17 protein-coding genes are annotated in these 25,257 nt (G+C 65.8%); 2 read left to right on the top strand and 15 right to left on the bottom strand.

What is annotated here, in order from left to right; all coding sequences use genetic code 11:
- Positions 1 to 46: 46 nt before the first annotated feature.
- From AB4099_RS22980 to AB4099_RS22950, 7 genes are all read right to left on the bottom strand, one after another.
- Complete coding sequence (locus AB4099_RS22980; RefSeq protein ID WP_441479746.1) at positions 47 to 1,342, bottom strand: M16 family metallopeptidase; 1,296 nt, start codon at positions 1,340 to 1,342, stop codon at positions 47 to 49.
- A gap of 58 nt (positions 1,343 to 1,400) precedes the next feature.
- Entirely contained in the window at positions 1,401 to 2,693 is a 1,293-nt protein-coding gene (locus AB4099_RS22975) for a M16 family metallopeptidase (protein WP_441479745.1), read from the bottom strand.
- Between the two features lie 101 nt (positions 2,694 to 2,794).
- Positions 2,795 to 3,457 carry a hypothetical protein gene (locus AB4099_RS22970; protein ID WP_113515318.1) on the bottom strand — a complete coding sequence of 221 codons (663 nt, stop codon included), beginning with the start codon at positions 3,455 to 3,457 and terminating at the stop codon, positions 2,795 to 2,797.
- A gap of 86 nt (positions 3,458 to 3,543) precedes the next feature.
- Positions 3,544 to 4,023, bottom strand: coding sequence for a signal peptidase II (gene lspA, locus AB4099_RS22965; protein WP_441479774.1), 480 nt, complete (start codon positions 4,021 to 4,023; stop codon positions 3,544 to 3,546).
- A gap of 5 nt (positions 4,024 to 4,028) precedes the next feature.
- Positions 4,029 to 7,028 (bottom strand): isoleucine--tRNA ligase, encoded by a 3,000-nt coding sequence (gene ileS / locus AB4099_RS22960; RefSeq protein ID WP_441479744.1) that lies wholly within the window; start codon positions 7,026 to 7,028, stop codon positions 4,029 to 4,031.
- A 206-nt stretch (positions 7,029 to 7,234) separates the two neighbouring features.
- Positions 7,235 to 8,218 carry a bifunctional riboflavin kinase/FAD synthetase gene (locus tag AB4099_RS22955; RefSeq protein WP_441479743.1) on the bottom strand — a complete coding sequence of 328 codons (984 nt, stop codon included), beginning with the start codon at positions 8,216 to 8,218 and terminating at the stop codon, positions 7,235 to 7,237.
- A gap of 99 nt (positions 8,219 to 8,317) precedes the next feature.
- A complete protein-coding gene (locus AB4099_RS22950) occupies positions 8,318 to 8,761 on the bottom strand; it encodes a MaoC family dehydratase (RefSeq protein WP_113515314.1) in 444 nt (147 codons plus the stop codon).
- Between the two features lie 254 nt (positions 8,762 to 9,015).
- On the opposite strand from AB4099_RS22950, the gene AB4099_RS22945 reads away from it, so the two are divergent.
- Positions 9,016 to 9,399, top strand: a complete 384-nt coding sequence (locus tag AB4099_RS22945; RefSeq protein WP_043231142.1) for a response regulator — start codon at positions 9,016 to 9,018, stop codon at positions 9,397 to 9,399.
- Positions 9,400 to 9,412: 13 nt separating this feature from the next.
- On the opposite strand, the gene AB4099_RS22940 is transcribed toward AB4099_RS22945, so the two are convergent.
- The 8 genes from AB4099_RS22940 to AB4099_RS22905 all read right to left on the bottom strand — a co-directional run bounded on the left by AB4099_RS22940 (position 9,413) and on the right by AB4099_RS22905 (position 21,402).
- On the bottom strand, positions 9,413 to 10,297 hold the full coding sequence (locus AB4099_RS22940; protein ID WP_441479742.1) for a TIGR01459 family HAD-type hydrolase: 885 nt from the start codon (positions 10,295 to 10,297) through the stop codon (positions 9,413 to 9,415).
- 84 nt (positions 10,298 to 10,381) lie between these two features.
- The gene (locus AB4099_RS22935) at positions 10,382 to 11,872 is read right to left on the bottom strand and encodes an EAL domain-containing protein (RefSeq protein WP_441479741.1); all 1,491 of its coding nucleotides are present in this window, start codon (positions 11,870 to 11,872) and stop codon (positions 10,382 to 10,384) included.
- Positions 11,873 to 12,000: 128 nt separating this feature from the next.
- Positions 12,001 to 13,791, bottom strand: coding sequence for a hypothetical protein (locus tag AB4099_RS22930; RefSeq protein ID WP_441479740.1), 1,791 nt, complete (start codon positions 13,789 to 13,791; stop codon positions 12,001 to 12,003).
- 936 nt (positions 13,792 to 14,727) lie between these two features.
- Entirely contained in the window at positions 14,728 to 15,222 is a 495-nt protein-coding gene (locus AB4099_RS22925; RefSeq protein WP_441479739.1) for a peptide deformylase, read from the bottom strand.
- Between the two features lie 19 nt (positions 15,223 to 15,241).
- Complete coding sequence (locus AB4099_RS22920; RefSeq protein ID WP_441479738.1) at positions 15,242 to 17,446, bottom strand: 3-hydroxyacyl-CoA dehydrogenase NAD-binding domain-containing protein; 2,205 nt, start codon at positions 17,444 to 17,446, stop codon at positions 15,242 to 15,244.
- A 23-nt stretch (positions 17,447 to 17,469) separates the two neighbouring features.
- Entirely contained in the window at positions 17,470 to 18,678 is a 1,209-nt protein-coding gene (locus AB4099_RS22915) for an acetyl-CoA C-acetyltransferase (protein ID WP_441479737.1), read from the bottom strand.
- A gap of 140 nt (positions 18,679 to 18,818) precedes the next feature.
- Positions 18,819 to 20,615 carry an acyl-CoA dehydrogenase C-terminal domain-containing protein gene (locus AB4099_RS22910; RefSeq protein ID WP_441479736.1) on the bottom strand — a complete coding sequence of 599 codons (1,797 nt, stop codon included), beginning with the start codon at positions 20,613 to 20,615 and terminating at the stop codon, positions 18,819 to 18,821.
- A 232-nt stretch (positions 20,616 to 20,847) separates the two neighbouring features.
- On the bottom strand, positions 20,848 to 21,402 hold the full coding sequence (locus AB4099_RS22905; RefSeq protein WP_441479735.1) for a MerR family transcriptional regulator: 555 nt from the start codon (positions 21,400 to 21,402) through the stop codon (positions 20,848 to 20,850).
- A 275-nt stretch (positions 21,403 to 21,677) separates the two neighbouring features.
- Here AB4099_RS22905 and AB4099_RS22900 point away from each other — a divergent pair, with 275 nt between their 5' ends.
- Positions 21,678 to 25,208: a hypothetical protein gene (locus AB4099_RS22900; RefSeq protein ID WP_441479734.1), complete on the top strand. Its 3,531-nt coding sequence runs from the start codon at positions 21,678 to 21,680 to the stop codon at positions 25,206 to 25,208.
- The last annotated feature ends 49 nt before the right edge of the window (positions 25,209 to 25,257 follow it).

The raw sequence follows: 25,257 nt of genomic DNA, 5'->3' as shown, positions 1-25,257 counted from the left end.
GTATCCATATTGGGTTGATGGAAAAGCGAATGGCGGCACTGCGCCGTCAGACGAGGCCGACCGGCCGACCAACGGCCTGCACGAGCAGGCGCGGGTCGCCGAAGAGCCGTTGCGCAACGCGCTTGACGTCGGCGAGCGTCACGGCGGCGAAGAGCTGGTTACGCTCGGCGAGGAATTCCGGGCCGAAGCCGTTTACCGCCAGGCCCAGCAGCTCGGCAGCGATCTTCGGCGAAGTATCGAAGCGCAGGGGGTAGGAGCCGATGATGTAGCGCTTGGCCTCTTCGACCTCGTGCTCGGTCGGCCCCTCGGAGGCAAGCTTCATCATCTCCTCGCGAATGACGGCAAGCGACTCGGCCGCGCGATCGTTGCGCGTCGCAGTGCCGCCGATCAGCATGGCGCTCTCGCGCAGCGGCAGCAGGCTCGACGACACGCCATAGGCGAGGCCGCGCTTCTCGCGCACTTCAAGGAACAGGCGCGAGGTGAAGGCGGAGCCACCGAGGATATGGTTCAACACGCTGGCGGTGATGAAATCCGGATCGCGACGCATCAGGCCCGGGCCGACGAAGCGCAGCACGGTCTGCGGCACATCGAGATCGATGACATGCGTCTCGCCAAGCCCCTGCACGGGAACGGGTTCGGTCGGGACCGGCCGAGCGGTGCCGGTCGGGAGCGCGGCAAAGAGCTGATCGAGCCGCTGCGCCAATTCCTCCGCAGTGATGTCACCGACCACGACGATCTTGAGACCGGCACGGGTCAGCAATTCGCGCGAGAGCACCTTCAATCCGTCAGGCTGCGTGCGCGAGACGCTGTCGATATCGCCCTTCTCCGGATGGCCATAGGCGTGGCCCGGATAGGCCGCCGCGTAGAGGGCGTTGCGGCAGAGTGTTTCAGGATTTTGCGCCTGACGCTGCAGACCAGCGACGACCTGCGACTTCACACGCTCCACGGCATCAGCGTCGAAGCGCGGCGCGTTCAGCGCCAGGGTCAGCAGCGAGAACGCCTCGTCGCGATGGCGCGACAGGGTCTGCAAATGGCCGTGGAAATCGTCGCGACGGGCATCGAAGCCGAGGCTGATGGCGTGGTCGGCAAGCCGGCCGTGGAAAGCCTCGGCGTCGAGATCGCCAGCCCCCTCATCGAGCAGACCCGAGACGAGATAGGCGCTGCCGGCGGCATTCTCGGGGTCGCGTGTCGCACCACCGTCGAAGGCGAAATCGATCGCGATCAGCGGCAGGCTGTGCTCCTCGACCAGCCAGGCTTCGATACCGGAGGTCGAGCGGACCTGCTGGACCGCCACCGAGGGACCGGCAAGCGTGGAACCCGGGGTGGGGATGGGCGCGTTCATGTCGCTTCCTGACGGTGGGACGGTATCACCCCACCCACATGAGAAAGGGGGCGCGGGCTCAAGCTGCCGGCAAGAGCAGCCCGGTGACCGAACGGTCGGGCCGGAGATAGCGGCGCGCGGCCTCGATGACGGCCTCGCGTGTCACGGCTTCGATCCGTTCCGGCCAGGCCAGGACGTCCTCGACGGTTTCGCCGACGGCCAGCGAGGCGCCGAAGATACGAGCGAGCGAAGATTGGCTGTCCCGGGCGAAGATGGTCTCAGCCACCAGCCGCGTGCGAGCGCGGCTCAACTCGATCTCGCTCGGCCCATCGGCAAGGAAGGTCGTGAGCGCCACATCCAGGCCAGCTTCCAGCGCAGCCATGTCGATGCCCGGGCGTGGGCTGGTCGACATCTGAAAGGCAGCGCGATCGACCATGGAGCCCATGAAATAGGCACTGGCACCGGCTGCGAGTTCCTGCTCGACGCAAAGTTGGCGATAGAGCCGCGACGTGGTGCCGCCGCCGAGGATATCGGCCACCAGTTCGAGCGCGAATGCCTCGCTCCGATCGCCGCTGAGATAGGTCGGCGTGAGCCAGCCCCGCCGCAGGGACGGCTGGCGCACACGCGGATCGCTGAGCGAGACCCGGCGGGCCGCGCGCGGGGCGGGCTCGGCTGGGCGCTTGCGCACCGGTGCCTGTCCACGCGCCGCGATCTGGCCATAGGTGGCCTCGGCAAGAGTGCGCACCTCGTCGAGATCGGTGTCGCCGGCGACGACCAGGATCGCGTTCTCCGGCGTGTAGAAGCGCTGATAGTAGGTGAAGGCGTCGTCGCGCGTCAGGCCCTCGATCTCGTGCTCCCAGCCGATGATCGGCGTGCCATAGGGATGATGCACGAAGAGCGCCGAGGAGAACTCCTCACCCAGCTGTGCCGCCGGGTCGGCGTCGACGCGCATGCGCCGCTCCTCGAGAACGACATCCCGCTCGGGCGCGACCACGCTTTCGTCGAAGGCGAGCCCGGTCATCCGGTCCGCCTCGTAGTCCATCATGGCGCGCAGATGCTCCTTCGGCACGCGCTGGAAATACGCGGTGTAATCGAAGGAGGTGAAGGCGTTCTCCTGTCCGCCATAGCCCGCGACGATCTTGGAGAACTCGCCGGCCGGCCAGCGCGCCGTGCCCTTGAACATCAGGTGCTCGAGGAAATGCGCGATGCCGGACTTGCCGGCCGGATCATCGGCCGAGCCATTGCGGTACCAGACCATATGGGTGACGACCGGCGCACGCCGGTCCGGCACGACCACGACGTCAAGCCCGTTGGCGAGCCTGAAGGCTTCGACTGGAACCGACAAGCGTGCAGTCGGAGTATGAACCGTCATTGCAGGGTGGCACCTTCGCGGCAGGAGTGACCTTCGATATAGGCGCAATTACGCGCCGCGCCAGCGCGCGGCGCTCGCCATCACGGTTTCGCAGCGAAGGGTCAGGGCGTGGTCGGCGTCGGCAGACCCTGCACGAATTCCTTCTGGCCCGTGCTGTTGGTGTCTTCACGCGGCCCCGATCGGCCGGGCCCAAGTGGCGCCGTACCAGCCGGCTTACGGTAGCCCGTCGGCGGATCGGTCAGCAAACGCCGCTGCGGCTCCTGGCCGTGCACCAGGTTCGAGGTGTCGGTGGCGGCCTGGCGCGCCGCCAATTCACGGCCGGCGCGGATCGGGCCGATATTCTCCTCGAAGGTCTTGCTCTGGGTCTCCGGCGGTGTCTGAGACTGTCCGCCACCGGTCACGCGGCCACGACGCAGTTCCTGCTGGCTGAGCAGCGGGGTCTGGTTCAGCTTGTATTTCTCGCGCTCGGTCGCCGGAATCAGCGCGTCCTTGGCCTCTGCGCGGCGGGCTGCAACATCAGGATCATTCGGCCATGCCGCCGTACGCTGCGAAGCCGGATCCTGCGGGCGCGGCAAGGCGGAAGACGGCGGCACGACCAGCGGCGGGCGCTGACGATACTCGATATCGGGCCCCTCCCCCGGCATCAGACCAAAGGTCCGCATTGCGTTCTGGAAAAACATGCCTTCCTGAGCCGAGGCGGGAAGCGCGACCGCGATCATGCTCCCAGCGAGCAGGATGCGGATTGCGCGAGCGCGATGGGCCATCTCAAAACCTCCGTGAAGGAACCTGCGTTCCTGTCCGTGTTTCGCCGTGTTGCACCAAGGGAAGGGCAAAAGCATGGCGACGCGCCTCAAGCCCGTGCAGACTTTGAGGCGTCAGGGCGGAAGGACTCATACAGGAGACCGAGCACACCGACAACGATAGCCGCATCGGCAATGTTGAAGATGTACCAACTGAAGCTGCCATAATGCAGGTGAACGAAGTCGACGACGGCGCCGTACACAGCCCGATCGACGCCGTTACCAAGCGCGCCGCCGACGATGAGCGCCAGACTTGCGACCGTCAGCCGGTCCGTTGCCCGCCACATCCAGCGGCTAAGCCAGATGGCGGCGACGACGGACAGCAGCACCAGCAGCCAGGGCCCGAAATTCCCCTCCTGCTGGAACAGCCCGTAGGAAATGCCGCGGTTCCAGGCCAGCACGATGGTCATGAAGGGCGTCAGCTCATAGGGACCGGTTTCACCGAGATGCAAGCCGAAGACCAGCCAGAGCTTCAACGCCTGGTCCAGCACGAAGACCAGCGCGACGATCCCAATCCCGAAGCGGCGCAGCGAGGTCATCGCCCGGCCGCCTTGCCCAGCTCCCGCAAGGCCCTGGCGTCACGCGGGGTGACGTCGGGATGGTCGCGCTCGGCGGTCGCCGGATCGAAATACTTCCAGGACCGGGCGCATTTCACGCCGCTGGCGCGGACCGGGACGACAGCAACGCCGGGCACTTCCGGAAGCCGGAAACCATCCTCCGGCCCTTCGCCCGCGACAACCTTGACACCCGACGTGATGCAGATCTCGGCGAGATCGACCCCCGACAGCGCCGCCAGCAGATCGGGATCGGCGATATGAACCTCCGGCGCAGCCTCGAGCGAAGAGCCGATGCGCTTGGCCGCACGTTCCAGTTCGAGTGCCCCCGTGACGACACGCCGAACGCGGCGGATCTTGCTCCAGCGCTCGGCCAGCTCCGGATCGAGCCAGCTCTGCGGAGCCTCGGCAAAGGCTTCGAGATGCACGGAACCGCCCAGCGCCTTCTGCTCCGGATAGCGCTCGAGCCAGGCTTCCTCGGTGGTGAAGACCAGGATCGGCGCCAGCCAGGTTGCGAGGCAGCGCAGGAGATGGTCGACCACTGTCAGCGCGCTCTTGCGGACATGGCTCGAGAGCGGGTCGCAATAGAGCGCGTCCTTGCGGACGTCGAAATAGAAGGCCGACAGCTCCGTGTTCATGAACTGCGAGAGCAGCGTCACGACCCGCTTGTAATCATAGGTCCGATAGGCCTCCTCGACCTGCGGCCCAAGCTCCGCAAGGCGGTGCAGCATCAAGCGCTCGAGCTCGGGCATCGACGCCGGCGAAGCGACGCGGATGTCTTCGCTGAAATGCGCGAGCGTACCGAGCATCCAGCGCATGGTGTTGCGCAGCTTGCGGTAGGTCTCGACGAAGGTCTTGAGGATTTCCTTGCCGATGCGCAGATCGTCGGAATAGTCCGCCGCCGCGACCCAGAGGCGCAGGATATCGGCGCCGGATTCCTTGATGACGTCCTGCGGCGCCGTGACGTTGCCTTTCGACTTCGACATCTTCTCGCCCTTCTCGTCGAGACAGAAGCCGTGGGTCAGCACGATGTCATAGGGCGCCCGGCCGCGCGTGCCGCAGCTTTCGAGCAGGCTCGAATGGAACCAGCCGCGGTGCTGGTCAGACCCTTCCAGATACATCACCCGGTCATTGCCGCCCTCGCCGCGCCGGCGGGCACGCAGATCCGGCCGCTTCTCCAGTGTGAAGGCGTGGGTCGAGCCTGAATCGAACCAGACATCGAGCACGTCGGTGACGCGCTCATACATCTTGGGATCGTAGCCGAAGGGCTTCAGGAAGCGCGCGCCGTCGACATCGGTGAACCAGGCGTCGGCCCCCTCGATCTCGAAGGCATCGGCGATCGCAGCGTTGACCCTTGGATCGACGAGGATCGTGCCGCTGTCCTTCTCGACGAAGACGGTGATCGGCACGCCCCAGGCGCGCTGGCGCGAGACAACCCAGTCGGGGCGGTTGGCGATCATGCCGGTGATGCGGTTCTCGCCGGCCGCGGGAACCCATTCGGTTTCCTTGATCGCCCTGAGCGCGCGGGTGCGCAGCGTATCGACGTTGCCGCCGGGCGTGGACGGCACATCGGGGCCGCCCGACGCGTCGCCGAGCGGCTTGTCCATGGCGATGAACCATTGCGGCGTGTTGCGGAAGATGACCGGCTTTTTCGAGCGCCAGCTATGCGGATACTGATGCTTCAACCGGCCGCGCGCGATGATGTTGCCGCTTGCCGCCAGCGCCTTGATCACAGCGTCGTTGGCGTCGCCCTTCTCGCCCTTGTCGGTGATGACCTGCCGGCCCTCGAAGCCCGGCGCGTCCTTGGTAAAGCGACCGTCGGCATCCACGGTGTAGGGGATAAGCGTATCGATTCCGCGCTCAGTGAGCTTGCGGCCACTCGCCATCCAGATATCGAAATCCTCGCGACCATGGCCGGGAGCGGTGTGGACGAAGCCCGTACCGGCATCGTCGGTGACATGGTCGCCGTCGAGCAACGGCACATCGAAGTCGTAGCCATGGCCGCGCAGCGGATGGGCGGCGGTCAGGCCATTCAGCTCGGAGGCATCGACATCGCGAACCAGTTCGAAGGCGTCGACCTTCGCCGCCTTGAACACGCTCTCGGCCAGGGCCTTCGCCAGCACATAGGTCGCGCCGACCTTCGCCCAGTTGCCCTCGGCCGCCGCGGTCACCCGATAGAGCCCATAGGCGATCTTGTGGTGGAAGGAGATCGCCCTGTTGCCGGGGATCGTCCAGGGTGTCGTCGTCCAGATCACGACCGAGGCGCCGGCCAGAGCCTCGGCCCCGGAGACGACGGGAAAGGCCACGAATACCGTATCGCTCGTGTGCTCCTCGTACTCGACCTCCGCCTCGGCCAGCGCGGTCTTCTCGACCACCGACCACATCACCGGCTTGGAGCCGCGATAGAGCTGGCCCGTTTCGGCGAACTTCATGATCTCGCGGGCGATCTGCGCCTCGGCCGGGAACGCCATGGTCAGGTAGGGATCGGCCCAGTCGCCCTCGACACCGAGGCGCTTGAACTCCTCGCGCTGAACATTGACCCAGTGCTCGGCAAAGGCACGGCATTCCTTGCGGAATTCAACGACCGGCACATCGTCCTTGTTCAGGCCCTTGGCCCGATATTGCTCCTCGATCTTCCACTCGATCGGCAGGCCATGGCAATCCCAGCCCGGGACATAGTTGGCGTCATGGCCGAGCATCTGCTGCGAGCGGACGACAAGGTCCTTCAGCACCTTGTTGAGCGCATGACCGATATGGAGATGGCCGTTCGCATAGGGCGGGCCATCGTGCAGGATGAAACGGTCGCGGCCCTTCGCGCTCTCGCGCAGCTTGCGATAGAGCTCGATCTTCTGCCAGCGGGCGAGCAGTTCCGGCTCGCGTTGCGGCAAGCCGGCGCGCATCGGAAATTCGGTCTGGGGCAGGAACAGCGTCTGCGAATAATCAACGCTTTTCGACGGGGCGGAATTGGACTGTTCGTTCATGATCCGGCTCGGGCAGCTGGACTGGCGGGCCATGCATGGCTGGCGCGTCACCGGTCCTTAAGGACAAGGGAAAGCGGCGGTCATCCCGGCTTGCGCGGACGCCTGCGATCAGCGCAGGGCAGCGTCAGCCGGGCCCGTAATTCGCCGGAGCAACTCTATGATCTGGGCGCAATGAGCGAGCATGAACGGCTTCTAACAGGGGCAGGTTAAGGAAGGAAGGGCGGTGTTTGCGCCAGAATGGCGCGGGCCCGGGCGCTGTCCTTGTCCATCTGCACGATCAGGGCTTCGAGCGAGTCGAATTTTTCCTCGCCCCGCAGCCAGGCGATCAGGGCGACATCCACAACCTTGCCATAAAGATCGCCTGCGAAATCGAAGAGGAAGGTCTCAAGCCGCGGCGCACCGTCATCGAAGGTCGGGCGACGGCCGAAACTCGCCACGCCGTCGCGCCAGACGCCGTCGACCTTCATCCTGACGGCATAGATGCCGAATTTCAGGCGGCAGTCATGGGCGAGATGCATGTTGGCGGTGGGGTAGCCGAGATCGCGCCCACGCTTGTCGCCATGGACGATCTCGCCGCGCACGAACCAGGGCCGCCCCAGGAACTCTGCTGCGCGGCCGACCTCTCCGGCTTCCAGCGCGGTGCGGATCAGGGTCGAGGAGACCGGCTCCCCCGCCCAGGAATAGGGCGGAACCACCGCGACCGGGACACCGCGTGCGCCCGCCCTCGCCTGCAGCATCTCGGGCGAGCCGGCGCGGCCCTTGCCGAAGTGGAAGTCGTAGCCGCAGACGAGCCCGCCGACGCCCAGCCGCTCGAGCAGCAGGTCGTCGACGAAACTCTCGGCGCTCACGGCCGCAATGGCGCGATCGAAGGGCAGCACGAAGCTTCGCTTCAGCCCGGCCTGGGCCAGCAGCTCCCCCTTGACGTCAGGTGGCGTCAGGCGAAAGACCGGGCGCTCGGGGCTGAAGACCGATCGCGGGTGCGGCTCGAAGGTGAAGGCGGCGGCCTCGCAGCCCTGCTTGGCCGCCATGGCGACCGCGACATGCGCGAGTTCGGCATGGCCGCGATGGACACCGTCGAAATTGCCCAGCGCCAGCACCGCCCCGCGCAAGCTGTCCGGAACCGGGCTGTCGCCATCGAGGACGAAAACATGAGGCCGGCCGGAAGACGGCGCGGCGGCAGGACGGGTCATGGCACGAAGGGTTCCGCCTCGGCGGGGCATGCCCGCGCGCGGCAGTCAATGGCGGTTCAGGCCAGCAGCGTCAAGGACACCGGATGCAAGCGCCCTGGTTCAGGCCTTTGGCTTTGCCGGCGGCAAGGCGACCCAGGCCTCTCCCTCGAGCACGGCCTTGCCGTCGACGACACAGTCACAGAACAGGCGCGCGCGCCGACGCTCGGCAACGAGTTCGACCACTTCGACCCGCGCCGTGACGACATCGCCGATCTTGACCGGCGCAAGGAAGGTGAGCGTTTGCGACAGGTAGACGGCGCCCGGCCCTGGCAATTTCGTGCCGAGCAGCGCGGATACGAGGCTCGCAGTCAGCATTCCGTGTGCGATGCGCTGGCCGAACTTCGTGCCCGCCGCATAACGCTCGCAAAGATGGATTGGATTGGCGTCCCCTGAGAGATCCGCGAAGAGCGAGACATCCCGCTCCATCACCGTGCGCATCAGACTTTCGCTTTGACCGATGGCGAGGTCTTCGAAAGCATGAACCTGATAGGAGACTGCGTTCATTGGTCCGGCTGCCGATGCAATTTTGATGCGCCGCCCTTGTTGCGGCGCAACATAGAATGACACAGCCCCGCCGCCTCGGCCATGCGACTTTGGTGCCGCGGCCGGAGAGATGCTTCCCCTGCGTCAGTTTTCATTCAAATTAACCGCTTCGAAACGCCGGTGCCCTATCACTCCCGGCATGGTCGCCACTCACTGAAGGCGGTCCGCGCGCGGGTATTGCCCCGCGCTGCCGTCGTTACGCTTGGAGCACCAGAATGGCTCTCGATCCGTCCATGCCCATCCTCGTGGTCGACGACTACCAGACGATGGTCCGGATCATTCGGAACCTGCTCAAGCAGCTCGGATTCGAGAATGTCGACGATGCGTCGGACGGCTCGACCGCCATCGCCAAGATGCGCGACAAGAAATACGGCCTCGTCATCTCCGACTGGAACATGGAGCCGATGACCGGCTTCGAGCTGCTCCAGCGCGTGCGCGAGGAAGATGCCCTCGCGACGACGCCGTTCATCATGGTCACGGCCGAATCGAAGACCGAGAACGTCATCGCCGCCAAGAAGGCCGGCGTGAACAACTATATCGTCAAGCCGTTCAACGCCCAGACCCTGAAGGTCAAGATGGAAGCGGTCTGCCACGCCTGAGCGTGGCGGGACGTCACCAGACGAGTTGCGGAATCGCGTAATCCGGGCGCTGATGCTGCACTGCGAACCAGCCGTGGCGCTCTTCCCACGATTTCTCGACAAGATCCTGGGCGTGGATGCCCGCCAGCACCATGACGCTCGCCGCGCCGAAGGCGTTCGCGCCGGCGATGTCGGTCCGAATCGCATCACCGATTGCGCAAATCCGGTCCGGCGGAACGGGCTTGCCGCGTCGCGCTTCGGCGATGCGCAGTGCCATTTCATAAATCGGGCGATGCGGCTTGCCGGCATAGATCACCGTGCCGCCGATCTCCTCATAGGCCAGCGCGAGCGAGCCGGCGCAAGGCACGATCTTGCCACCGCGATCGACCACCAGATCGGGATTGGCGCAGATCATCACGAGATCGCGGGCGACGAGATCGGCGAAGAGTCCGGCATAGGTCTCGGCCGTCTCGGTCTCGTCGTCGAATAATCCCGTGCAGAGCACGTAGCGCGCCTCCGCGGGTGAGACGCGCCGCGCATCCAGGCCGGCGATCAGGGGCAGGTCGCGGTCGGGGCCGAGCATGAAGACCGGCTCGCCGGACCGTTCCTCGATCAGCGCCCGGCAGACATCGCCCGAGGTCACGATCGCATCATAGGCAGCCTCCGGCACGGCAAAGCGTGCGAGCTGGACCTCGATTTCACGGCGGGGACGGGGAGCGTTGGTCACCAGCACGACGGAAACACCGCGTTCCCGCATCGCAACCAGCGCATCGCAGGCGTCCTGATGAGCCACCACACCGTTATGGACGACCCCCCAGATATCGCACAGGCAGAGATCGAACCGGTCGGTGATTTCGGAGAATCCGGTCAATGCGACGGTGGGCGCGGTCTTGGCAGGCTGCAAAGCGGTCAACTCCACTGAAACCAATTGGGCTATGCGGCGCGACGGCAGCGCAGCACGGTGCCGGTTTAGGCTGTCGGAACGGACAACGATAGGGTTTTGTCAGGCGCTGGCGCGGCGCAGCACGGCGCGGAACGGCAGGCGCTCGGGTGCCGGGCCCTTCTGCGCAGGCCCGCTCGGCGGTGCTGGCAGCGCTGCCGCGGGCGATGTGCCGGCAGTGGGATAGCCCAGAATCTCGGCCGAGATCCGTGCGGCGGACCGCTCCGGCTCGGGCGCCTGAGCGACGGGCTTCGCCGGCTCGGGATCGGCAAAGACCTCCGGCTTGACCGGTCGCGGCGGCGAAATCACCAGCCCCTGGGCATAGGTCACGCCAAGCTCGATCATGTCCGCGACAGTCGGATCATCCTCGATCTTCTCGGCGACGAGGATGATCGAAGCCCGCGCGAGCTGAGCCGCGAGATCGGCGGCCGCGATGTCGATCGACGAGCGTTCGGCTTCGGCCTGCAGCAGGGCGGCCGGCACTTTCACGAAGCGAATGCCACGATCATGCAGCGATGCCGGGTCGAAGCGAAGATCGCCGACATGGTCGAGCGCGAAGCGCACGCCATTGGCGGACATCGCCCCGAGCAGGCCAAGGCTGGTCGGTTCCAGGGCGCGGAAGACGCGCTGCGGCATCTCGATCACCAGATGGCCGGCGTGCTCGCGATACTTGTCGAGGATGCGGGAGAGGGTCACCAGAGCCTGCGACGAGGCCCAGGTCGCAGCGCTGAAATTGCAGGCCACGAACAGGCCGCCGTCCTTGGATCCCAGATGGCGCGCGATCGCCAGCGTGCGCGTTAGCACCAGTGCATCAAGCGTCGGACCGAAACCCCGCTCCTCGACGATCGCCAGGAATTCGGCGGGAAGCAGCAAGGTGCTCTCGTCGAGACGCAGACGGACGAGCGCCTCGTAGCCACGCGTCCGGCGCTGCGGCAACTGCACAATCGGCTGGAGATGGACCTCGACCTTGCCCTCGGCCAGCGCCGTGCTGATGATCGCGGCCCGTTCATCTGCAGCGCGCAACTGCTCGGCCTGAATGGCCTCAGCGCGCGCTGCAGCAAGCGCCTCTCGATGCGCAACGCGGGCAAGCTCGGGAGCAGGCGCCGGCGGCGGGGGAGCGGTTTCGGCGGTGCGCCGGGCCTGCGCCGCCGAGAGTTGCGTGTCGTGATCGGCCAGCGTCGTCGCGACTTGCTGCAGCAGGTCGCCGAGCAGTCCGACCTCGGCCGTCAGTTCATTGATCGCGGCGCGTGCCGGCGCGGCATCGGCCTCGCTCATCGGCAGTTGCTCGACACGCTGCGCCAAACCGTCAAGCCTGATCGCGTTGGTTGCCAGGCGAACCTTGACCTCGCCGATCGCCGCGAAGATCTGCTCGCGCTGCGCAAGGACACGTCGCTCGTAGAAGATGGCCGATGCCGCCAACCCTGCCCCGGCCAGCAGGAGGCCAGTGGCGTTGGCCAGCGCTCCTGGCAAGGCGAGAACCGCGATTGCGCCAGCCGCCACGCCGGTCACGGCACTGGCGAGAGGATGCAAGGCGGTAAGGCGGACAGGGGCCAAGGCGACGACCGCGCAAAAGAGGTTGCTGGGGAATGAAAGCGACGAATCACTCTGCCACCCGACATTAACCGTCTGTTCACGCGCATGCGAGGGCCATGGACGAAAAGCGGCGACGGCCGGGACTTCGCTTAGTGAGCGCCGCTGGCTTCGAGCCGACGTGGCCCGAGATCCGCCATGATCCGGTCGATGACGGCTTCGCTGAACCCCATCCGCGACAGGTAAAGCCTGGCATCGATCGCAAAGAGCGGAGCCGCCTGCGACAACCGTCGCAGGGCCGCTGAAACGCCCGGCTCATCATGCTTTCCGGCGAGGTGGAGAGCTCTGCCGAGCAAGCTGAGCGGACTGTCATCGGCCACGAAAATGGCGGCATGCGCATCCGCCAGCTTGTCATTGCCCATTAGATGCTCGGCCAGGAAGGCGTAGAAATCGTACCAAGCGGGACGGCCACTGCTGGATGCCACAGCCCGCTGCAGCAGCGGCAGGCCTTCTGAGGGCTGACCGATCTGAACATAGCGCGCACCGAGATCGGCCATAATATCGGGATCGTAGGGATTGCGGACAAGCGCGGCCCGGCCCGCCCTGAAGGCATCTTCATAGGCGCCACGCGCGAAGTACACGTCCATCATGGCCTGCTGCGCGCGTGCGCTGGACGGCGCCAGCCTGACCGCCGTCAACGCGGCGCTCAAGGCGCGATCGAGCGGCGAACCAGGCAGCGGATTGAGCCCGGCGGTGTATTCGTCGACCGTCAGCAAGGCGAGCTGCGACCAGGCGGGGTGAAAGGCCGGGTCGCGCTCCAGAACCCCCTCCAGGCAGTTGCGGGCGGCCAGGTGATCTTCGGCTCGCATGGTGCGGCGGATATTCAGCGCCTGGAAGACACAACGCATGGGCGACGCCGTCATCGTCTGGCGATAGTCGGCGTGAATGATGCCGAAGGGCTCGGCAAGCCTGACCGCGAGCCGCCGGGCGATCTCGCGCAATTCCGGAGCGTCCTCTCCCTTCGGCAGCGTCCGGATGGCGGACGTCGTCCAGACCACACGGCCGTCCTTGACGGAGCGCAGCCGGCCGAAGCCTTCCGTCGCCCCGCCTTGCCGCGTCGCATTCATCTCGAAGACGTAGTCAGCGCCGCTATAGAGGTCCGCACCGGCAGCCGGCGTACGGACGGTAACGAGATCGTCGAACCGAGCCAGGGCATCGACCAGGAGGCGGGTGAAGGCCTGCACTAGCCCGGCGAGCTCCGGGTCATCGGCCGCGCCGCTCAGCGATACGACGACCATCGGCAAATGAGCCGACGCGCTCGAGCCCGCGCGGCGCGCCGCCTCTTCGATCAGCTGGGCCTGGCGCACCAGCGGGTCGGGCTGCGGCGTCGTCTCGAGCGGCGGGAGGTAGTGCCAGGTGGCGAGAGGTACGATGAGGAGGACCAGCCCCAACACGGCGAGCCAGTGTCCGAGCCTGAAACCGTACCTGTTCGGCCGCTCCGGGATCGGCTGCTGGGCCGCCCTAGCGTCGCCGGGCGCCATGCGCTCCTGCGCCGGCTCGGCGAGCATACCGGCATCCCCAAGATGTTCAAAGACAGGGACGTAAGCGCCGACCGGCATGGAAATGCGGATCGTGTCGTCAGCGCCATCCCCCTGATAATACTGGCCTAACGCCCTGCGCAGACGGCCAGCCTCAACCCTGACGATGGGGTCGGACTGCGGGTCGAAATCCGCCGGCCGGCCGAAGGCCTCGACCGCAATGGTGTAACCCTTGAGCTCCGAGCTGCGCCCTTCGATGCGGCGCTCCACGATGAAGTTCAGAAATGCAGAGAGCTGCGGCGCACTGCGAAACGCATCCGATGTCAGGATGCGTTCAAGGGCCTCACGGACAGCGACAGCCTCCGGGTCTGCGAGCCGGTCGGTATCCTGACTGCTCTCGACCATTGGGGTTTGGTCCAGGTTGTTCCCCCCTTCGTTCAAACTACGCCAAAACCGACGTTACGTCATTCGCAACGTCGAAGCGACCGAGCGGCCGCGGCGCGCAGTGGTGCCCCGCCTCGCCCGCAATTTACAGCCCGCTTTATGCTGTTAGGTTGAGAGAAGCTTAATTGTACAGGATGCGGCTGAGAGCCTCCGTCCCGCAGCCGGGCGAAAACCCCGGTGATTTCGAAACATTCTGCCTGCCATTCGCCGTGTATCGGCCCTTCAAGCAGAGCCCGGGCGGGGTCCCGCGCCGAAGCATGCTTTACTAGAGGCGTGTAGGTAGACCGGCGCTGGGTGGCGCGGCCGGATGGCGGCGCTGCAATGCGAAGCCTGCAGGTTCCCCGATCATCTCGGCTATCAAGCCCCTCGCCGGCCAGCCTGACTACGCCCCTTCCGTTCCGTTCGCTCGCCTCAAGGTCTTTGCCGCAGAGCCCGACTCGCCGTACCGGCCCTGGGAGATCTCGACAATGTCTTCGTCGCTGACCAGCCTGCCGAAGCGGCAGACACCGTGATGAAGAGTGCGAGGGCCTGCCGGATCGTCTCCCGCGCGGGAGCTGAGACACGCCTGAGCAGCTGCAAGCACGGCGATCGCGGCACCGAATCTGGCGAGATTTCGGTCGACGGCATCGTCCGCAACCATCCATTTTTCGGTGGATTGCTCGCAGTTTCCGGCCCCCGCCGTCGCAGCCTCGATCGAGAAAAGCAGGCCTTCAGAAGGGCGAATCGGAATGCCGCGCACGTTTCGCGTGGTTGAGCGCATCGTCACGCGTCGGTCGCCGTGTGCGTTTCCGAGCCAATCGGGGGGCAGCCGACACCTCACCACCCGCAGGTTGCCTCAAGCGCCTGCGAAAGGCTGCGCCAGGCTTGGATCCTGCCATGGACCGGCGAGCGACAAGATCACGCCCGTCGCAGCTTGTTGTAGCGCGCGATCAACCTGTCGCGCTTCAGGCGTGACAGGCGATCGAGCCAGAAAATGCCGTTGAGCTGATCGATCTCGTGCTGGTGGCAAACGGAGAGCAAGCCGTCCGCCTCTTCGAACCGTTCCGCACCGTCCAGGTCCCGATAGCTGACATGGACTCGCGCGTGTCGCTCAACCTCGTCTGCGACGCCCGCCATCGAGACGCTGCCCTCGTTGTGGCGGATCATGTCAGGGGAAGCCCAGGCGATCGCCGGGTTTGCATAGGTCCGAACCTCACCCGGCGACAGCTCAAGCACGACCAGTCGCTGGAGGAGGCCGACATGCGGCGCGGTGATGCCGATGCCGGGCGCTGCCCGCATCGTTTCGAGCAAATCGGCCGCGAGCACGCGAAGCGCCGCATCGAAACGCGTCACCGGCTCGGCTGCCATGCGCAGCCGAGGATCGGGGAAGCCAATGATCGGCCGGATCGTCACGTCTTGGCCTCAGGGGCGGTTATGCGGCAGCCTTCTTCTCCGCACTGCCATAGTAGCTCTCGCCCGTCTTCGCCATGCGCTTGAGTTGCCGGTTCGGTTTGAAGCGCTCGCCATGTGTCCTGGCGAGCTTCTCGCAGAGTTTCACGAAGACGGCCGCGCCCATGTTGTCGATGTAGGACAGCGTGCCGCCCGAATAGGGAGCGAAACCGAAGCCGATGATCGAGCCGACATCCGCCTCGCGAGGATCGGTCACGACACCTTCCTCATAGGTGCGCGCAGCTTCCAGAGCCTGCGTGACGAGCAGGCGTTCCTTGAGCTCCTGCATGTCGATCAGCTCGGGATCGAGCCGGTTCTTCGTCAGCTCGGCAAGCCCCGGCCAGAGCCGCTTCGGGCCGGCTTCCGGATAGTCGTAGAAGCCCTTCTTGTTCTTGCGGCCAAGGCGGCCATGCGTCTCGACCATCTCGGTGAGCAGTCTTTCCTGCGCGGGGTCGACCGCGTTTTCGCCGAGCTGGGCCTTGGTTGCCTTCAGCACCTTGTAGGCGAGATCGACCGCCACCTCGTCATTGAGGGACAGCGGACCGACGGGCATGCCGGCCTGTTTGCCGGCAGCCTCGATCATCGCCGGGGGCACGCCCTCCATTAGCATCAGATGGCCTTCGCGGATGTAGTTGCCGACGCAGCGATTGGCATAGAAGCCGCGCGTGTCGTTGACGACGATCGGCGTCTTCCGGATGGCGCGGACGAAATCGAGCGCCATGGCGAGAGCCTTCTTGCCGGTCTTCTTGGCCATGATGATCTCGACCAGCAGCATCTTCTCGACCGGCGAGAAGAAATGCACGCCGATGAAATTCTTCGGGCGCTGCGAGTGCTCGGCGAGCCCGGTGATCGGAAGCGTCGATGTATTGGAGCCGAAGATCGTCCTTGGTCCGACCACGGCCTCGACCTTGGCGATGACCTCGGCCTTGACCTTCGGGTCCTCGAACACGGCTTCGATGACGAGATCGCAGCCCTTGAGATCGCCATAGTCGGCCGAGGCGGTGATCCGGCCGAGCAATGCGTCGCGATCGGCCGTCTTGGCGCGCCCCTTCATGATCTGGTCGGAAACCAGCTTATGCGAATAGGCCTTGCCCTTCTCGGCCGCCTCAATGTCGCGGTCGATCAGGATGACGTCCAGGCCTGCCTGGGCGGTGACATAGGCGATGCCCGCGCCCATGAAGCCTGCGCCGACAACACCGACCTTCTTCAGCCTGCTCGCCGGGACATCGGCCGGGCGGCGAGCCCCCTTGTTCAGCTCCTGCATCGAGACGAAGAGCGTGCGGATCATCGAGGCCGCCTCCTTCGTCCGGAGAATTTTTGCGAAATAGCGGCTCTCAACCCTCAGACCGAGATCGATCGGCAACTGCAGGCCCTCATAGACCGCGCTCAGGATGGCGCGTGCAGCCGGGTAGTTGTCATTGGTCTCACGGCGATAGATCGCGTTGGCCGGTGGCCAGATCTGCATGCCGGCGGGCGAATAGACCTTGTTGGAAGGCAGCTTGAACTTGGGATCGTCCCAGGGCGCCTTGGCCTGCGGATTGGCCTTCAGCCACTCCCGGGCGTTCTGAAGCATCTGATCACGCGGCACGGCGGCATGGACGAGGCCGCTGTTGCGGGCCGGCAGCGCCTTGATCTGCTCGCCCTTGAACATCATCTGCAGCGCGTCGCCGGTCTGCATCAGACGCGAGACACGCTGGGTGCCGCCGGCGCCGGGGAAGAGTCCGACCTTGATCTCGGGCAGACCGACGCGGGTCGAGGCATCGTCCGAGGCCACGCGGTACTGACAGGCGAGGGCAAGTTCGAAGGCGCCACCGAGGCAGACGCCATGGATGGCGGCTGCGAACGGCTTCCCGCAGGTTTCCAGCTTGCGATAGAGCAGCGAGAGCTTGCGGCTCTCGTCGAAGAAGGTCTGCATCGCAGCCGCTTCGCCCTTCTCCCTGGCAAGCCCGACATAGAGGTCGCGCAGCCCCTGGAGCATGGTCAGGTCGGCACCGCCCGAGAAGGCTTCCTTGCCCGAGGTAATGACGCAACCCTTGATCGCCTCGCTCGAGACGACATGGTCGATGACCTGGTTCAACTCGGCCATGACCTCGGGCGTGATGACGTTCATCGAACGGCCCGGCATGTCCCAGATCAGGGTCGCAATGCCGTCGGCGTCGGTCTCGAAGCGGAAATTAGTGAGGTTCATCGGTTCTCTCCCCTTCGTGCCGATCAGACGCGTTCGATGATGGTCGCGACGCCCATGCCGGCGGCGACGCATAGCGTGACGAGTGCGGTCTGTTTGTTCGTGCGCTCGAGTTCGTCGAGCACCGTGCCAAGGATCATCGCGCCCGTGGCGCCGAGCGGATGGCCCATCGCAATGGCGCCGCCATTGACGTTGAGGATGGCGTCGTCGATGTCGAAGGCCTGCTGATAGCGCAGCACCACCGAGGAAAAGGCCTCGTTCAGCTCGAAAAGGTCGATATCCCTGGTGGTCATGCCGGCCTTTTTCAGAACCAGCTCCGTGACGTCGACCGGCCCGGTCAGCATCAGCGCCAGATCGGAACCGACAGTGGCGAAGGCCCGGATGCGGGCGCGCGGCCTCAGGCCGGCCGCCTTGCCGCCCTTCTTCGAGCCGACGAGCACGGCAGCCGCACCATCGACGATGCCGGAGGAATTGCCGGCGTGATGCACGTGATTGACGAACTCCACATCGGGGTGAGCCGCCGTCGCGACGGCATCGAAACCACCCATCTCGCCCATCTGGACGAAGGATGCCTTGAGCGCGGCCAGGGCCTGCATGTCCGTATTCGGACGAATGGTCTCGTCGCGGTCGAGAAGGATCAGGCCGTTGACGTCGGTGACAGGGATGACCGAATTCCTGAAGCGGCCTTCGGCCCAGGCAGCGGCGGCCCTCTTGTGCGAGCGCACGGCGAAGGCGTCGACATCGTCACGCGAGAAGCCGTATTTCGTGGCGATCAGATCGGCCGAGACGCCTTGCGGCATGAAATAGGTGTCGATCGCGACGGATGGATCGACCGCGATGCCGAAGCCCGAGGCGCCCATGCCGACGCGGCTCATGCTCTCGACGCCGCCACCGATCACCATCTCCTTCTGACCGGCCATGACCTGCGCCGCAGCAAGGTTCACCGCGTCGAGGCCCGAGGCGCAGAAGCGGTTGATCTGCACGCCCGGGACTTCCTTGCCATACCCCGCCTTGAGCGCGACGGTCCGCGCGATATCAGCGCCAGCCTCGCCGACCGGATCGACGCAGCCAAAGACGACATCCTCGACCAGCTTGGGCTCGAGCTTGTTGCGGTCCTTGACCGCACGCAGCACCTGCGTGCCGAGTTCAATCGCCGTGACCTCGTGCAGGGAGCCGTCGGCCTTGCCCTTGCCGCGCGGTGTCCGAACGTGATCGTAGATGAATGCGTCAGCCATCAAGGCCTCCCGGGGCTCGCCGCAATGGCGGCTCGTTGTTGGGACTTCGCCATCATGGCCGGGCATGTCCCGGCCGTCGCGAAGCGAAGGCAATCTGCAAGCGATGCCCGGGTCAAGCCCGGGCATAACCTTTGGTCGGCTCAGAACTGCTCTGCCGAGAGCGCCATGGTGGAATCAGCGCCAGCCGTGATCCGTGCCAGATGCACGGCGGTCTCCGGCAGGGTGCGCTCCATGAAGAAGCGCGCGGTGACGAGCTTGGTATTCATCCGCTCGGTCGCGCCATTGGCGCCGGCCTTGAGCTTGTCCTGCGCAGCCTTGGCGATCCTCACCCACATATAGCCGAGCGAGACGAGGCCGAGCAGGTGCATGTAGTCGGTCGCGCCGGCGCCGGCATTGTCAGGCTTGGCGAGGGCATTGTTCATGAACCACATCGTCGCCTGCTGGAGATGACCGAGCGAAGCCAGCAGCGGAGCGAGCAACGGCTTCAGCCCCTCGTCCTCACCATGTTCCTTGATGAAGCCGCCGACCTCGTTGAAGAAGGCCATGATGGCGCGGCCGCCGTCTCGACCGAGCTTGCGGCCGATCAGGTCCATGGCCTGCACGCCATTGGCGCCCTCGTAGATCATGGCGATGCGCGCGTCGCGCACGAACTGCTCCATGCCCCATTCGGCGATGTAACCATGGCCGCCATACATCTGCTGGGCCTTCACCGCGTTGTCGAAACCGACATCGGTCAGGACACCCTTGAGCACGGGAGTCATCAGTCCGAGTTGATCGTCGGCGGCCTGGCGTTCGGCGGCATCGGCAGAACGATGGGCGACATCGGATTTCAGCGCGTTCCACAACACGAAAGCGCGCGCAGCCTCGTTGAAGGCCTTGATCGACATCAGCGTGCGGCGGACATCGGGATGGACGATGATCGGATCGGCAGCCTTGTCCGGGTACTTGGCACCGGTCAGCGCCCGCCCCTGGAGGCGGTCCTTGGCATAGGCAACGGCGTTCTGATAGGCGACCTCGGACTGGGCGAGCCCCTGGATCGCGACGCCGAGGCGGGCCTCGTTCATCATCACGAACATGGCGTTGAGGCCCTTGTTCTCGGTGCCGATGAGCCAGCCCCTGGCGCCATCATAGTTCATGACGCAGGTCGAATTGCCGTGGATGCCCATCTTGTGCTCGATCGAGCCGCAGGAGACGCCGTTGCGCTCGCCGACCACGCCATCGGCACCGACCACGTTGCGCGGCACCACGAAGAGCGAGATGCCCTTGACGCCCGCGGGAGCCCCCTCGATGCGGGCGAGCACGAGATGGATGATGTTCTCGGTGATGTCCTGCTCACCGGCCGAGATGAAGATCTTGGTGCCGGAGATCGCATAGGAACCATCGCCATTCGGCACCGCCTTGGTCTTGATCAGGCCGAGATCGGTGCCGCAATGCGGTTCGGTCAGGTTCATCGTGCCCGACCAGACGCCCTCGACCATCTTCGGGATATAGGTGCGCTTCTGGTCCTCGGTACCGTGTACATAGAGCGCAGCGATCGCGCCCATGGTCAGCCCGGGATACATCGAGAAAGCCATATTCGCCGCCGAGGCATATTCGTTCATCACGGCGCCGAGCGTATAGGGCAGGCCCTGGCCGCCATATTCGGGATCCATGGCAAGGCCGATCCAGCCGCCCTCGGCATAGGCCTTGTGCGCCTCCTTGAAGCCCTTTGGCGTCGTCACGGATCCGTCAGGGTTGCGCTTGCAGCCCTCCTGGTCGCCGGAATGATTCAAGGGCTGGAGCACTTCCTCGCAGAGCTTGGCGCCCTCGCCCAGCACCGCCTCGACCACATCCGGCGTCGCATCGGCGAAACCCGGCAGGTTGTTGTAGCGTTCGATGTTGAAGACGTCGTTGAGCAGGAACAGGGTGTCTTCGACGGGCGCCTTGTAGACCGGCATGGTGTCCTCCCTCTCGCGCAGCGCGACCGCCTGCCGAATGCGATCCGGGGCAGTCACTCATCAGATAGTTTATATATAAACAATCTATAGGCGACTTGTGAAGAGGGCTGGCCCATTTTGTTGCCGCGCCCTGTCGCGCTTCCCACGCACAGCGCATGACAAAACGGCCCCGGACGCAAGTCCGGAGCCGTCAATCCCGATCACATGATCGGTAATCCGTGCGGTGAGGCGCTCAGGCCTTGTCGAGGCCCGCAAGCGTCGCTTCGAGCTCGGCGATCGCGCCTTCGATCTCGACCTGCTGCGAGCGCAGCAATTCGAGCTGCTCGGCAATCTGGCCCCGCGTGAGCTGCAGCCCGCCGACCGAAGCCGACTTCTCTGCGCCGGCCTCGCCCTTCTTTTCCTCATTGGCGAGCATCGCGCGGATCTCGACCAGCGTGAAACCGAGCTGCTTGCCCTTGAGGATCAGCGCAAGCCGCGAGCGATCGCGGCCGGAATAGATGCGCGTCATGCCCGAACGGGCCGGAGCAAGGAGACCACGCGATTCATAGAAGCGAAGCGTGCGCAGGGTCACCGCGAAATCGCGGGCAAGGTCGCTGATGGTGAAACCACCAGCCGAGTCGGCTTCACTGGAAGTAGGCGTCGACGATGTGCGGCCGGTATCTGAAGAGCCGGCCGCCATAGCATTGCTGTGGCGCGACATGGAGTTCCTTAAAAAGTTTGGACGCAGGGAACCGCCGGCATCGGTGGCGACGAAGTTCCGTTGGGTAGGGGGAATAGCTCGCCCCATCTCCTAGCGTCAGGTAATATCGGCCAATTGGGGGTAAATTACGGTTACGAGGCCGCCATTCGTGCCGCCCCTTTCCGGGCGTTTGCAAAAAATTAACGGCCGGCCGCCGGATATTAACCGTCCGTTTACCGTGACGGCCAAAAGTCGGGGCTGCGAGCCAGGCCGTCCTCAGCGGCAACTGAATCTTCACGATCGCCTGTTTCGCGCGGGGAAGCTGCGGCGCCAGGGGGCTGCGCATCCCGACTGAAGACCGGTCCCCTTAGGCGAGCGAGATCATGGCCAATAGCTTGCCCTGGAGCGTCAAGGGCGTTGATCCGCGCACCCGCGATGCCGCAAAGGCGGCGGCGCGGCGCGCCGGAATGACCCTGGGTGAATGGCTGGACCACAAGATTCGCGTCGAGGCCGAGGAGAGCGGGCCGACAGCCGCCCCTCTGGAGCAGCTCGACATCGCAGCGCTGTCCGAGCGCCTCGCCAAGCTCTCCCAAGGGCAGATGGAAACCTCCTCGCAGGCCGCAGCAAGCGCTGCGGCGCCTCAGTCCACCCCCGAGATGTCGCGGGGCCAGATCGAGGCCGCGCTTTCGCAAGCCGCCCTCGCCGAGCGCATGACCCGGGAATCGAGCGTCAAGACGGCCGGCGCCCTGGATTCGATCGCGCGCTGGATCGAGAAGACCGAGAACCGTCTCGTCAGCGGCGAGCGCAGCAACGCCGAGCGTCAGGAACGCGCCACCACCGTCATAGCCGATGCGATCAAGACCATGGGCGAGCGCATCGCCGAGATCGAGCGCAAGGCGCTTGATGCCCAGAGCAAGGCTGCCGACGCCCGCCCGGCCCTGAATCGCGATGGCCTGGCCGCAGCGGTGACGGATATCCGCACGCGACAGCGCATGCTGGATACCGATCCCGAAGCCGCCGCCTCGGGCCGGACAGGCCTGAGCGAGAGCCGGGTCGCGGCCTTGCGGCAGGATCTCCGTTCCTTGGGCGAGAGGGTCGGTGCCAGGAGCGACCATCCCTCTCTCGCGTCCGAGCGCCTCTCTCCGGCTGCAACGCCACGCCATGTCGAAACGCCGGCACTGGAAAGGCTGATCGCCGATCTCGGCTCGAAGCTGGAGCGGCTGGACCGGAACGACCGTATCGAACCGATTCTGAGGCCGCTGGCACGGATCGAAACCGAAGTGGCGCGCCTCGCCCGCGAGAACTCCGGTGAGAGCTATGCCCGGTTCGAGCTGGAGATCGCGCATCTCGCCGCAAAGGTCGATGCCCTCGCGGCGCGCGGCAGCGACCGCGCTGCACTGACCCCGGTGCTTCGCGACATCGCGGAATTGCGCGAACTGCTCGCTACGACCACCGGCGACAATCGCCTCGGCGATCTTTCGCATCAGGTTTCGGCTCTGGCGGGCGAAGTCGCCCGGCTGCGCGACGGCCAGCCTGATGCACTCTCGATGCGCGGCCTGTCCCAGGCGATCGAGGACGTGCGCGACGCCCTGCTCACCGACCGCTTCGGCGATCCCGCGCCGCTGCTTTCACTGTCGCGGCAGGTCGAGGCGCTGGCTGACAAGGTCGATTCGCTGCCCGTGATGCGCCCCGAAGTGATCACGTCTCAGACCGAGCAACTCTTTGCACGGCTCAACGAGATCGGCGCTTCCGGCTCTCCGGCATCGAACGAGGTGTCGCGCCGGATCGAAGCCCTCATCATCAAGCTCGAGGATGTCTCCGATCGGCAGCCGAACCAGCTCGCGGACCGGATCGACAGCCTGCAGCAGCAGATCGAGACGCTGGCGGACCACGGTCCAGCAGCAGTCACGAAGCAGATCGAAGGCTTGGCTGCCCGGATCGAGAGTCTTGCAGCCTCCAGCAACCTGACCCAGATGGTCCATGACGGCGGCAACGTCCAGGTCGCGCGCGTCGACATGCGCCCGGTTGAGGACATGTTGCGCAGCCTCGCCGAGAAGATCGACGAGGCGGGACGCCCGGGCGCCGAATCCGATTCCTTCGATGCACTGGAACAGCAGATCGCCGGGCTCGCCAGCCGGCTCGACGAGGCCGTCGCGACGCGTTCGGCCGAGACCGGGATCGAGCGCACGCTGCAGGACCTTGTGCGTCACCTCCAGACCGTGCGCGAAGACACCGCAGCCGCGGCCGAGCGCGCCGCACGCACCGCCATGGCCGATATGGCGAGCAAGACCCCCGCTCAGACGGGAGGCTTTGCAGAGCTGAGCACCCTGGTTTCCGGACTGCGCGAGAGCAACGCCGCCTCCGGCCGAGAGACGCAGGACGCCATCGGCGCCGTCCATCAGACGCTCGAGACGATCATCTCGCGCCTCGCCAGCCTCGAAGCCGAGCTCGGCCTCGAGCGGAAGGAGGTCGCGCTCGCACCCGCCCCGGCGGCCGCGGCGCGCCCCTCGACCACGCCGTCGACGCGCGGCCTTGCGCTTCCTGCCAGCATGAGCGCTGCGATCGAGGATCGCTTTGGCGCCCGGCTGGAGACGACCCGGCCGGCCGAACGCGCAGCAGAAGCTCCTGCGGCCAGATCCCATGACCTACCGCTCGAACCGGGCTCGGGCCGGCCGCGCCAGGACACTCCGGCCCCGACGGCCCAGGATCCGCAATCGGTCCGCCAGAACCTGATCGCTGCGGCACGGCGTTCGGCAAAGGCTGCCTCTGAAGCCGCAGCCTCTGCTCCTGCGGCGGAAGCCGAGCGCGGCGGAGCCAGCGCCTCCAAGGGCGGCAAGCTCAAGGAGATCATGGAGAAGCGACGCCGTCCGCTCCTGCTCGGGCTGGCCGCCGTCGTTCTCGCCATGGGCACCGCCCATGTCGTCACCGGCGCACTGCAAAGCCCGAAGACGAAGGCCGCCGGCAACGAAACTGTTCAGGTTCCACCTTCCGCTCCCGCCCTCGCTGCGCCGGAACCTGCCGTCCCGGACGTTCCAGCTAAGCCCGCAAAGGACCAGAACTCGGTGCTTTCGCCGGTCGAGCTCGGCCCGGCAGCCGCCTTCGCGGGACCGGCTGCCCCGGCCCTGGCTTCGCCCGAAACCACCAGTTCGACCACCCAGCCGACGGCAACCGCCGCACTTCCGCCAGCCGCCGCCCCCGACCCGGTTCAAGCCGTCACCGGGCTCGGCGAGCTACCTGCCGGATTTGGAACACCGGGCCTTCGCAAGGCCGCTCAGGCGGGCGATGCCCGTGCCGTCTATGAGCTCGCCAGCCGCGCAGCCGATGGCAGCAACGCGACACGCGACCCGAAGCTGGCCCTGCGCCTGTTCGAACGCGCCGCGGTCGCCGGGCTGGCGCCAGCGCAGTTCCGACTGGCCAACATGTTCGAAAAGGGCGTGGGCACCCAGCGCGACATCGCACTCGCGCGCGTCTGGTACTCCCGTGCCGCCGAGCGCGGCAATGCCAAGGCCATGCACAATCTCGCCGTACTCTATGCCGAGGGCGTCGACGGCAAGGCGGACTATGCGACGGCGACGGAATGGTTCCGCCGCGCCGCGGACGCAGGCGTGCGCGACAGCCAGTACAATCTCGCCGTTCTGCTCGGCCGCGGCCTTGGCGTGCCGGCCGATCTCGGTCAGTCCTATCTCTGGTTCGCCATCGCCGCCAAGCAGGGCGACGACGATGCGGCCCGCAAGCGTGACGAGGTCGCCGGACGCCTCAACCCCAACGACCTGGCCGCGGCGAAGCTCGCTGTCGATTCCTGGAAGGCAAAGGTGCTCGAGCCTGGCGCCAATGAGGTTGCGGCACCGGCACAGGGTTGGGAAGACAACACTAGCGCAGCCGTCAGGAAGCCAGCCAAGCCGGCTCGCAGCTAATGCATGACAGGCAGGCCCTTGGCCTGCCTGTCATGGTTTCGACGCGTTA

Origin of the sequence: Allobosea sp. 2KB_26, from assembly GCF_052115715.1 — a bacterium.
Taxonomy (GTDB): Bacteria; Pseudomonadota; Alphaproteobacteria; order Rhizobiales; family Beijerinckiaceae; genus Allobosea.
The sequence above is the reverse complement of the archived record's forward strand: the minus strand, read 5'-3'. Positions and strand labels throughout refer to the sequence as shown.